The sequence below is a fragment of the Paenibacillus sp. LHD-38 genome (assembly GCF_031157315.1).
In the GTDB taxonomy this organism is placed as follows: Bacteria; Bacillota; Bacilli; order Paenibacillales; family Paenibacillaceae; genus Pristimantibacillus.
Map to the genome: position 1 here is coordinate 82,549 of NZ_JAVIFU010000008.1, position 12,106 is coordinate 94,654.

Genomic DNA, 12,106 nt, shown 5'->3' on the forward strand with positions numbered 1-12,106 from the left:
GGTAGGAGAGCCATGATTGCCCAACTAAAGAAAAAGAAATGGACAAATTATGCCATTTGGTTTATATTGCCTGCATTTCTACTGTATACGGCTTTCGTCATCATCCCGACGTTGAGCAGCGTATATTTAAGCTTTACCTCATGGGATGGGCTAAGCAGCAATATCCGGTACATCGGTCTTGATAATTTCAAAGAAATCCTAAGCAGTCCAAGGGTCCACAATGCTTTGAAAAATACGCTGATCTTCGCGTTCTCACTCGTTATATTGGAAAATGCGCTTGCATTGCTGCTTGCTATTTTAGTAGATCAGGTACGTTGGTTCCGAAACTTTTTCCGCAGTATTTTCTATTTTCCGGTATTAATGAGCGGTATTATTATGGGCTTTATTTGGATGATCATTATGAATTACAACTTTGGCGTATTAAATCAATTGTTGGATATGACAGGCCTCGGCTTCCTGAAGGCAGATTGGTTGGGAAATCCTGATTTCGCGTTGATCGCGATCGTTCTCTCAACTGTATGGAAGGCAGCCGGTTACTATATGGTCATTTATTTGGCAGGACTGCAAGGCATACCACAGGAATTGCATGAAGCCGCAAGCATTGACGGAGCGAATCGCTGGCAGCAGTTCCGAAGCATTACTTTCCCTTTGCTCGCAGGAGCAATGACGGTATGCGTGATGCTTTCCATGATCGGCTCACTCAAAATCTTCGATCAAATCGCGGTGATGACCGACGGAGGTCCGGGATTTGCGACCGAAACGTTAACGTATATTATCTATAAAGTCGGCTTCGGTGAATTGAGACAGGGTTTTGGTACTGCGCTTTCGATGGTATTGTTCCTGCTTACGCTCGCGATTTCCTTGATTCAAATGAAAGTTCTTCGGAAAAGAGAGGTGCAAATGTAGGATGAAAAAAAAGATTAAGGCTAACGAAATCGTCGTTTTCACCGTTACGTTTGTTATCGCTGTCGTGTTTGCTTTTCCGATTTACTTTAATATCATGTCCGCCTTTAAGAGTAACGGCGAAATCATGCGAGATGCGATCGCCTTCCCGAAAGGGCTTTATCTCGAAAGCTTCAAGTATCTTTTGACGGAGACCCAGTACCCGACTGCGATGCTTAACAGCGCGATTTTAACCTTCTCCTCCATTATCGTTATGGTTCTAGTCATTCCGATGGCTGCTTACGCAATTGAGAGGACGAATTCGAAGTGGACGAATGGCGTGTTTACGTACTTCCTCTTCGGCATGATGATTCCTTTCCAGGTATACATGATTCCTTTGTTCAAGCAGTTGAAGATGATCGGTTTATTCGGAACGCTAACAGGGCCAATCCTTGTGTATATTTCCGGATCCGTTGGCTTCGGCGTCCTGCTCTACACAAGTTTCCTTAAGGGGATCCCGCGGGAGATCGAGGAATCGGCAGAGATTGACGGCTGCACGCGAACAGGGATATTTTGGAAAATAGTATTCCCTTTGCTGGGGCCGGTAACAGCCAGTATGGTCGTGCTGCAGGGCCTCGGAATTTGGAACGATTTCTTAATGCCGATGATGGTGCTTCCATCCGGTCAAGCCAAAACGATGATTGTCGAGCTGTTCTATTACGTCGGGGAATTTTCATCCCGTTGGGATATGATCTTCGCGGGTACGACGATGTCGCTTATCCCGGTTTTAATCGCATTCCTTTCCTTGCAAAAATATTTTGTCAAAGGCGTCTCGTCTGGCGCAATCAAGGGTTAAACAATAAATGATACATCCAGCAATAAGCACAGCCGGAAGCTCCTCTAGAGGAGTTTCCGGCTGTGCCTGTTGCTTATCAGGACGAATTAAGGCAATGGTCATTTCATGTTATGATGAGATAACATTACAGGGTTCAGCGTTTGTATAGGAGGAGTTTATCGATGAAGTCGTGGGGGCATAGATGGAACAGTGTATTCGTGAAATTTTCGGCGGCGTTCATATTAGTTGGCCTTATTCCGTTGTTTGCGCTCAGTTATTTCTCCGTACAGACCTTTACGGGGCATGTCGAGCGGTATACAAACGATAATTTGCGCCAGATGGTTCTTTATATCAGCTATAATTTGAATTCCGCATTCAATAACTATAACGAAATCTCCATGCTGATGTACACGGGGCGATATGATGGCCTGCAGGACAGCTTCTCGGACAATCAAACCCGCAATGTGAACGAATTGCAGCAAATCAATTCCGTTCCAATCGATGCTTTTCTCAAAATGATCATGTACAGCGACCGGTATATAACGAGTACTTATTTTGTTCGGACGAATGACAGCAAGCTTTATTATCAAACGAAGGAAAATAAAGTTATCATTCCGGAAAAGCTGCCCACTCGGGAATGGCTAAGCACGATGGACGATGACCCTACCGGACTAATGATTTATCCGACGCATGAGGATTATTATATATTCAATTCCCAGGACAAAGTCATTACCATCGGGCGGAATTTGATTGATACATCAGGTACGCTCACGCGGGAACCCAAAATCGTAGGCACTTTGTTTTTTGATGTCGACGCCAAAATAGCGGATCAGTTTTTGCGTGAGCTCAATTTGGGAGCGAAGGACGAGCTGTATGTGCTCGATGACAAAGAGAGGCCCTACTTCAGCAATAAGGAGCTGGCTGCCATACAAGTCCCCATTTCTACGGAGAACGACGGCGGCAAGCTTATTTTAAGCGAAGAGATCCCGTTTATTAAAGGGCAGCTGCTTGTTAAGTTCGAGAACGAGGAGATTTACAAGCAGCTTGGAACAACCAGCTCCGCTGTTTATATCGCGATCGGAATTTGTTCGCTGGTGCTTATTATTATGGGAACCTGGTTTTCAAGACGGCTTGCTGCGCCGATTCGAGGGCTGATTAAGCAAATGGCCAAGGTAGAATCAGGCAATCTGGAAATACAGGTCGAAGTGAAAAGCAATGACGAGATGGGAAGATTAGCCCATGGCTTCAACCGGATGGTGGATCGGCTTCAGGCCTTCATCAACGAAGCTTATGTTGCTGAGATCAAGCAAAAGCAAACCGAGCTGAATGCACTGAAAAGCCAAATCAGGCCTCATTATTTATATAACACACTCGAGGTCATTCGGATGAATGCCGTCCATAGCGATGCCGATGAAGTGGCGGATATGATTCTCTCGCTCTCGAATCAACTGAAGTATGTCATTGATTACGGCGAGGATTGGGTGACGATCCAGCGGGAGCTGGGGCATCTCAAGGATTATTTCTATATCATCCAGGTAAGATTTGAAAACAGATTCGAGCTCAGATGCGATATTTCGGAAGAAGTAAATAGGGAATGGCCGATCCTAAAGCTTTCCCTGCAGCCGATCGTCGAGAATGCGATTCAGCACGGGCTGCGACTCAAAGGAAAGGGCATCGTGAAAATATCGATCGAGCTTTGGGAGAATAAGCTTGCCGTTACCGTTTACGATGACGGCGTCGGCATGGATAAGACGGAGCTCGATCGCCTTAACGCGATGCTTGAGGATACAGCGGCACCTTCCAAAAATGTCGGCGTAAAAAATGTGCATGAACGAATTAAATCAGTCTGCGGAGAAGGCTACGGGGTATCGATAAGCAGTCGCAAGCATGTCGGCACGTCGGTGCTGATGCTATTTCCAGTGAAGGAGGAACTAACGCATGATACGACTTATTCTGGCAGATGATGAACCGATTATCATAAAAGGATTGCGGAAGCTGATTGATTGGGAATCGTTCGGCATGGAAATCGTCGGTCAAGCCTACGATGGCAATGAGTTAATGCAGCTGATTGAAGAGCTGGTTCCTGATCTAGTCATTAGCGATATCAGCATGCCGCATCGGACGGGGATCGATATTATAAAAGAGATCAAGCAAAGAGGAATGCCTGTGAGCGTGATCTTTATTAGCGCGTATCAGGAGTTTTCCTATGCGAGAGACGCAGTAGCTTTTGGAGCAATCGACTATTTGGTGAAGCCGGTCGTGAAGCAGCAGCTGGAGGGCGTGCTGGACAAAGCAATTACATTAATATCGGAGCATAACGAAGAGCAGAAACGAAAAGGAAAGCTCCAGCTGCTGGAGCGGAAAAGCCGGCATGAAGAGATGCAGGATGCCTTAATCCAATTAACAGACGGAAATTTATCGCCTAATACGAAGTCTTTTCAAGAAACAGACGCACAGCTTCAAGGGCCGCGCTATTCGGTATTAATCATAGAGGTAGAGCGCTTGAAGGAAGAGACGGACCGCTGGACGGAAAAGGAAAAGAAGCTGATCGAATTCGCGATCGGGAATGTGCTGCAGGAGGTCATTATCGATACGGGCATCGGTTATGTTTTTATGAAGCGGTATCAGCATGTCATCGTTGTCAGTCACGATGAGCCGGAAGAGCCGGTTTTACTGGCCGAGGATATGCAGGGGAAAATAGAAACCTTCCTGAAGCTGAAGGTCTCGATTGCCCTTAGCCGTCCCGTGAGCGAGCTGATTAAGCTTGCCGATGCTTACCGCGAAGCGGAGCAGGCCATGGAGATGAAGTATTTCTTAGGCTTGAACCGCGTTTTAAGCTTTGTTCCGCAAGGACAGCCGCAATCCTTCGATAAAGAACTTTATAACCTGCAATGGGATGTCATCCGCGCAATGACGTCAAAGGCATGGCCCGAGGTGCAGGCCGCACTTGCGGTATGGCTCGATACGATCAAAAATGAAACTTATGGAAATCGTTCGCTTGCCGTATCGACGTGTTTCTCCTCGGTGTCCTTTATTATCCAAGAGCTGTCCAAATCGGGTGTGCCTCTATCAGAACGCGCCTTAGACAAACGCGAGCTGCAGCAGCTGCTTGCTAACTTTGAGACCTTTGACCAAATGCGTTCTGAAATTATCGGCGTATTTGAGAAAACCTACAAAGAAATGGACAGCGATTCAGGCAATAAGGACAAAATCGTGTTAGCTAAAATCAAGCAATACATCGATGAGCATTACAGTGAGGAGATTACGCTCGAGTCGATGGCGAGCATGGCTTTCATGAACTCCTATTATTTCAGCAGCTTCTTCAAGAAGCATACGAAACAAAACTTTAAGCAGTATGTGACAGAGGTTCGGATGAGGCATGCAGCAGACATGCTCAGCCTGACGGATTTGATGGTGTATGAGATCGCGGAGAAGGTTGGGTATAACAACGCCAGGCATTTTAGCGATATGTTCAAAAAAATGTACGGCAAGCTGCCCATCGATTACCGGCAGGATACGAAAAAAACGACGGAATGAGCATGAAATCGGTTTGTCAGGCCAATCAGCACAGCTGGTTGGCCTGGTTCAAATTCGCGCAAAATCCATTGCAAAAGAACTTTAAATGATATATCATGATATATTATTAGAGTTTGCAGATAGGCTGGAATGGAAGGAGGGGCTTGCTTTGAATGAAACATCATCTAAACCCATGTACGAAAAAATATTTGAATCGGTAAAAAATCAAATCTTAACGAAGGTCTATGGGGTCGGAGAACGAATCCCTTCGGAGAAGGAACTGGCAGAAGCCTACAGCGTCAGCCGAATTACGAGCAAAAAAGCGCTGGAGCTGCTTACGAATGAGCGCTTAATTGTAAGAAAGCCAGGCAGAGGATCATTTGTCGCCGATCCTGACACCGATTTTGGGACAGTGGCAGCCTCTTCTGGGGCGCCTGTTGCTGCTTTTTCCACGGAAATGACAACGATAGGGCTCGTCATTACCGATTTTGGCAACAGTTACGGAACGGGCTTAATCTATGGTATGGAAGAAGCATCCAGGGAACATGATTGCTTCCTCGTACTTCGCCGGTCATTCGGCATTCCCGCTAATGAAGAGCTGTCGATTCAGAAGCTCCTTCATTTGGGCGTAGACGGGTTAATCGTATTCCCGGCTCAGGGCGAATACTTCAATGAGGAAATTTTGAAGCTGGTTATCGGACGGTTTCCTTTAGTATTGATTGACCGGCATTTAAAGGGAGTATCCGCAGCATCAATCAGTACGGATAATGCCGCGGCGGCAAGAAAAGCGACAGCCCACTTATTTGAACTCGGGCATCGTCATATTTCATTTCTGTCGCCTCCGCCAACGGATACGACGGCTGTCGAGGAACGGATTGAAGGCTTTATTCAAGCGCATGCCGAGCATGGGATTGCGGTGGATCGTGGGCTGTGGGTAAATGATCTTACCTCCACGCTGCCGAATTCGTTCAGAGGGAACAATATCGAGCAGGATATCGACAAATTAATGGCGCATTTGAATAGCCGTCCCGAGATCACGGCCTTGTTCGCGATTGAATATAACATTGCTTTGCTTGCCAAAGCAGCTGTGGAAAGAATAGGACTTCGGATCCCACAGGATATCTCCATTATTTGCTTCGATAGTCCGCCTACGGGACTTGGCGGCGGATATGCATTCACCCATATCAGGCAAAATGAAGAGGAAATGGGACGTTTGGCCGTTGGCCATGTACTGCGAATCATGCAGGGGCAGGCGGTTCCTAATAAAGTCATGCTAGAAGCGGATTTAATCATCGGTGTTTCAACCGATAAGGTACGCCAGTAACGCCCCTGACCTTCAGGGGTATTTTTTTTGAAATGGTATATCGATTATAATGATATATTAGCTTATAAAATGTCGAAATAAATTCATATTGACATACACACCTTATACCAATATACTCATTTTATGAAAGCGGTTACGGTTATAGGAGAGAAGCTTCTTTACCATAGCCAAGATAAATACGAAAAGGGAGGCATGGCAATGAAATTGAAAAAATGGTTCATGACAGGGACAGCAATGCTGCTCGTAATCGGGCTTATCGCAGGATGCTCGGGTAACAACGCAAACCAGAAGAATACGAACGGTTCTACGAATGCGGGAGAAGGTAATACAAAAAACGCAAAAGCAGTAGAGTTAACCTTCTGGGGCGATTGGGGCGGTGAAGGCCAAGTACAGTTCGAGACCATGGTCGATGCCTTCAATAAGTCGCAAAGCAAAATACATGTAAAATATGTGCTGCAGCAGGATATGATTACCAAGTTTTTGACGGCGGCTACCTCGGGCGGTTCGCCGGATATCCTTTTTTGGGACCGCTGGAGAACCTCGCTGTATGCGCCCAAAAACGTGCTGCATCCCATTGATGAATATTTAGAGCGTGACGGCATTTCCCGCGATGATTATTACGAGGAGTCGCTTAAAGAGCTCTCCTTGAACGATAAGCTCTACGGCCTGCCGCTGACAGTAGATGCGCGCGCACTTTTCTATAATAAGAAGCTTCTTGCCGAAGCAGGCATCGAGCCGCCGAAGACATGGGATGAGCTTGCAGATGCCGCAGCCAAGCTGACAAAGTGGAACGGAAACAAGCTTGAGGTAGCTGGATTCTCGCTTGGTGATGTTGGATTGTTCAATATGTATTTGCAGCAAGCGGGCGCGCAAATGCTTACGGAAGACGGCAAAACGAATTTCAACAACGAGCAGGGTAAACAAGTGCTGCAATATTGGGACCGTTTGTTGAACCAGGACAAAGTATATAAAGTCGGCTTTGAGCAAGGTTTGGGCGAAGGGCAGGACGCATTCGTAACCGGCAAGCTTGCCATGCAGTATACGGGTCCGTGGATGCTCAGCACTTATAAAAAATACGGCAAGGATCTTGACTTCGGAATCGTACCGCCGCCAGCTGGGCCAAATGGCGATAAAGCAAGCGTCATGGGCGGCTTTGGTTTAGTTATTCCGGAGGGCGCTAAGCATAAAGAAGAGTCATGGGAGTTTATTAAATGGTGGCTTGCCAATAAAGACAATGCGCTGCTTTGGGCGAAAACAAGCTTGAATATTCCGGGCTACAAGCCGGCCCTCGAAGATCCGTTTTTCAAAGACGACCCGTTCTGGAAGCCGTTTATGGAAACGCTTGAATTTGCGAAGGTGCGGCCGAATCATCCAGGCTACTCCGTCCTGGAGGGAGATGCTTTGATACCGAATCTCCAGCTGTTTCAGCAGAACAAACAAAGCATAGAAGATACGCTGAAGAAGGCGCAGGAGCAAGGGGATAAGCTGCTCGAGGATAACCGCGAAGTAAAATAAGCAATATTCGTGAAAAACAGAAAGGGAGGAAAACCTCCCTTTCTCCAATTGAGGGGGAGTTCCTATGGCTTCCGTTAGAAAGCTGGAGCGTCATCAAGCGAGAACTGCGTATTTGTTTATTACGCCGACCATGCTGTTGTTTCTTATATTTACGGTAATCCCGGTATTTATGGCGCTTTATTTAAGCTTCACCAATTACGATGTGCTGAGCCGCAAGGACTGGGTCGGCTTCGATAATTACCGCAGGCTGCTTGACGATGATTTATTATGGGTAACATTCAAAAACGTATTTTTATATGCCGTTATTTTCGTTCCTTTTAACATTATCATTTCATTAGCCCTAGGGATTCTCATGAACCGGGCTTGGCGCGGCATTAAGCTGTTCCGCACCTTAAATTATTTGCCGACTTTGACATCGTCGGTAGCCGCGGCTACCGTTTGGATTTGGCTGCTCCACCCCGAGTACGGATTGGTAAACGGAATGTTATCATACATTGGCATAACCGGGCCGGCATGGGTAGCGCAGACGGAAACGGCGATGCTGTCGATCATTCTTGTTACGCTATGGCAATCCGTCGGCTCCAACATGATCATTTATCTGGCAGGTTTACAGGGCGTTCCGGATTATTTATATGAGTCGGCACGGCTGGACGGGGCGACAAAGATCGATTGCTTCCGGTTTATTACATGGCCGCAGCTTAGACCGACAACCTTTCTGGTCAGCACTTTATCCATTATCGGCGCGCTTCAGCTATTTGACCAGGCGTTTGTGCTTACGCAGGGCGGACCGGCCAACGTGACGAAAACACCCGTCTACCTCATTTACCAGCAAGGCTTTAATCAATTGCAAATGGGCTATGCATCGGCGCAGGCCTTCGTTCTGGCCGTGGCGATTCTTATTTTCTCCATCATTAATATGCGAATAACAAAAGCGGAAGAGTCTGTGATATAGGAGGCGAGCTGCAAATGGAAACGATCGGAGATACTCCTCTGCGCAAGGGTTTGAAGAAAACGATCTATTATGTCGTTTGCGCCTTGATCGCAATCGTCATGTTTTTACCCTTTTACTGGAGCGTTTTGACCTCGATAAAACCGGATGATCAAATTTTTGCAATGCCGATCAAATGGCTGCCAACGGACATCACGTTCGAGCATTACAAAAAAGCGTTTACCACTGTTCCTTTTGGCTTATATTTCTGGAACTCTTTTGTGCTGGCAGCCGCAGGTGTATTATTTAATCTCTTTTTAGGCTCATTGGCAGGATACGCGTTCGCTAAGCTCAAATTCAAGCTTAGTCAGCCATTGTTTCGTGTTTTATTGGCTGCGATGATGATTCCCGGCATCGTAACGATGATCCCGAGCGTTTACGTGCTGCAGCATCTCCCGTTTTTTGGCGGGAACGATTTGCTCGGCTCGGGAGGTCATGGTCTCATGAACTCCTTTTGGGGAATTATTTTGCCCGGCGCTTCCGGCACGTTTGCGGTCTTCTTCATGCGGCAATTTTTCCTGACGCTTCCTACCGATATGCTGGAGATGGCGCGGATTGAAGGCTGCGGAGAGTTTAATATCTTTTGGAAAATCTACCTGCCGCTTACGAAGCCGGCGCTCGCAACATTGGGAATCTTTACTTTTCAAGCAGGCTGGAACAGCTTTCTCTGGCCGATGATCGTGCTTAACGATCCATCGAAAGCGACGGTTCAAATGGGATTGCAGGCATTCTCGTACAATTTTCAGACGGATTTTGGTCCGATGATGGCAGGTGCTTTGGTTGCTATTTTACCAATCTTGATTTTGTTCCTGCTGCTGCAGCGTTACTTTGTTCAAGGTATTGCTTTCAGCGGTATTAAAGGGTAACGGGAAATCGGATGGAGCAGGCGGTACATTTCATATCATGATCTAGGGGGAGACGGCCGATGAACAAAACGGCAATCGGAGTATGGGAGAAGCGGGTGGACGAGGCGCAGGCAGCGCTTGAGCATTTTTTCTGGAATGATGAAATTAAGATGTACAACATAGAAACGCCTTGTCCAAACGGCAGCTGCAATACGATCTTCCATTATTGGTGGATGGCGCATGCGGTTGACGTACTGGTCGATGGATTGTTAAGAACAGGTGAGCAGCGATATGCGGAAAAGCTGCGTATTTTCTATGAGGGGATCTTGGAGAGAAACGGCGGATCGCTGCCAAATGAGCTCTATGATGATATGGAGTGGATGGCGCTTGCTTGGCTGAGGGCCTATGCGGCAACAGGAGAAATGACTTATAAGCAAGCAGCTTTGGTTTTATGGGAGGATATTAAAACCGGCTGGAACGACCATATGGGAGGCGGCATCGCTTGGCAGAAATCCCAGCTTGATTATAAAAACACGCCTGCTAACGCGCCTGCGGCGATTTTGGCGGCACGCTTATACCTGGCATTTAAAGACAACAGTGATCTGGCGTGGGCGAAAAAAATATACGAATGGCAAAAGGACAATCTTGTCGATCCGGACACCGGCTTCGTATGGGACGGCATGAACCGAATAGGCGACGGGGCAATCGATAAAGAATGGAAGTTTACTTATTGTCAGGGCGTCTATATTGGTGCTGCAGTGGAGTTATTTCGGGCAAGCGGAGAGCAGGCTTATTTGGAGGATGCCATCCGGTCATTCGACGCCGCTGTATCAGAGCTGACAGATCCCGTAACGGGGGTGCTGCCGGATGAGGAAACGGGCGACGGCGGTTTATTCAAGGGTATCCTGATCCGATACGCAGCCGAGCTTGCGAAGGAAGAGGGCGGTGCCCGCGCGGCGCAGCTGCTTCTCGTGAATGCCGAGCAGCTGTGGCTGAACGGCAAAGCGGATGGCCAGGCTTTGTTCAATCACAATTGGACGGAAAATCCGGGGGAAATCGTAACATTAAGCGTACAGCTCAGCGGCGTCATGCTGTTGGAGAAAATGGCGGAGCAGCACGGATGAGCCATGACAACGGGGTTGATTTCGTACAGGACGCTTTGGTCCGGAATTATTGGAACACCAGCAGCTCGATTATGAACCAGTGGTATCCGCCAGAGGCAAACCCGCCGGAGGAAAACTATTATTACTGGTGGCAGGCACATGTCATCGATGTTTTCGTTGACGGATTGAAACGGACAAGCGACGGACAATATCAGAATCGCATTGAGGCGATATACGATGGCATCCTCCGAAGCAACGGCGGTACTTTTCTCCACCATTATTATGATGATATGGAATGGCTCGCTTTAGCTTTGCTCAGGGTGCATCAAATCACCCGGGATGAAAAGTACAAGCAGAGCGCACTAGAATTGTGGGCAGACATTCAGACCGCATGGAGCGAGCAGCTCGGCGGCGGCATGGCGTGGAACAAAGGTCAATTGGATTATAAAAATACGCCGGCCAACGCGCCTGCTGCCATACTTGCTGCCCGCTTGTATCAATGCTTCGGAGACAAGTCAGATCTGGACTGGGCTTTGAACATCTATAGGTGGAATAAGGACCATTTGGTTGATCCCGCTACCGGCTTTGTATGGGATGGAATCAACAGGAATGGTGACATGCAGATCGATTATGATTGGGCATTTACTTACTGCCAAGGGGTTTTCATCGGCGCAGGCGTTGAGCTCTACCGCTGCACAAATGATCGGTCTTTTCTGGAAGACGCGAAGCGAACGGCGCATGCCTGCATCGAAAGGTTATGCAATCCGGAAAGTCTTGTAATGCCCGATGAAGGAATTGACGATACAGGGCTATTTAAAGGAATTTTAGTCCGCTACTTCGCCCAGCTGCTGCTGGTCGCTCCGGAAATGAATGAGGTCAGGGACGTGATTAAGGCGAACGCAGCGATCTTGACGAAGCAAGGGCTGAATATGGAAAACGGGCTATGCGGTCCTTCCTGGGAGAGCCGTCCTTCGCTCCCTGTTCAGTTAAGCGTACAGCTTAGCGGCGTCATGATGCTGGAAGCCGCTGAGCTGCTGAGGCATATGGAATAAGAGAAGTCCCCGTGTAACAGCTGTATGCTGCCGCGCGGGGACTTCT

Annotated in this window: 10 protein-coding genes; all 10 read left to right on the plus strand. The window is 47.6% G+C overall.

The features are described 5' to 3' along the window. Positions 1-12: 12 nt before the first annotated feature. The 10 genes from RCO25_RS09080 (at position 13) to RCO25_RS09125 (ending at position 12,060) form a co-directional block, all read left to right on the plus strand. Positions 13-906, plus strand: coding sequence for a carbohydrate ABC transporter permease (locus RCO25_RS09080; protein ID WP_308995827.1), 894 nt, complete (start codon positions 13-15; stop codon positions 904-906). Position 907: 1 nt separating this feature from the next. Then, positions 908-1,738: a carbohydrate ABC transporter permease gene (locus tag RCO25_RS09085; protein ID WP_308995828.1), complete on the plus strand. Its 831-nt coding sequence runs from the start codon at positions 908-910 to the stop codon at positions 1,736-1,738. 161 nt (positions 1,739-1,899) lie between these two features. Then, positions 1,900-3,681 (plus strand): sensor histidine kinase, encoded by a 1,782-nt coding sequence (locus RCO25_RS09090; RefSeq protein ID WP_308995829.1) that lies wholly within the window; start codon positions 1,900-1,902, stop codon positions 3,679-3,681. After that, on the plus strand, positions 3,656-5,254 hold the full coding sequence (locus RCO25_RS09095; protein WP_308995830.1) for a response regulator: 1,599 nt from the start codon (positions 3,656-3,658) through the stop codon (positions 5,252-5,254). Before RCO25_RS09090 ends, RCO25_RS09095 begins: the two co-directional genes overlap by 26 nt. Positions 5,255-5,402: 148 nt before the next feature. Next, on the plus strand, positions 5,403-6,557 hold the full coding sequence (locus RCO25_RS09100; RefSeq protein ID WP_308995831.1) for a GntR family transcriptional regulator: 1,155 nt from the start codon (positions 5,403-5,405) through the stop codon (positions 6,555-6,557). Between the two features lie 204 nt (positions 6,558-6,761). Then, a complete protein-coding gene (locus RCO25_RS09105) occupies positions 6,762-8,072 on the plus strand; it encodes an ABC transporter substrate-binding protein (protein ID WP_374992091.1) in 1,311 nt (436 codons plus the stop codon). A 64-nt stretch (positions 8,073-8,136) separates the two neighbouring features. Further along, positions 8,137-9,024, plus strand: coding sequence for a carbohydrate ABC transporter permease (locus tag RCO25_RS09110; RefSeq protein WP_308995833.1), 888 nt, complete (start codon positions 8,137-8,139; stop codon positions 9,022-9,024). Positions 9,025-9,047: 23 nt separating this feature from the next. Continuing rightward, the gene (locus tag RCO25_RS09115) at positions 9,048-9,926 is read left to right on the plus strand and encodes a carbohydrate ABC transporter permease (RefSeq protein WP_374992092.1); all 879 of its coding nucleotides are present in this window, start codon (positions 9,048-9,050) and stop codon (positions 9,924-9,926) included. A gap of 59 nt (positions 9,927-9,985) precedes the next feature. Further along, positions 9,986-11,029 (plus strand): glycoside hydrolase family 76 protein, encoded by a 1,044-nt coding sequence (locus RCO25_RS09120; protein WP_308995835.1) that lies wholly within the window; start codon positions 9,986-9,988, stop codon positions 11,027-11,029. Next, complete coding sequence (locus RCO25_RS09125) at positions 11,026-12,060, plus strand: glycoside hydrolase family 76 protein (protein WP_308995836.1); 1,035 nt, start codon at positions 11,026-11,028, stop codon at positions 12,058-12,060. Before RCO25_RS09120 ends, RCO25_RS09125 begins: the two co-directional genes overlap by 4 nt. Positions 12,061-12,106: the final 46 nt, after the last annotated feature.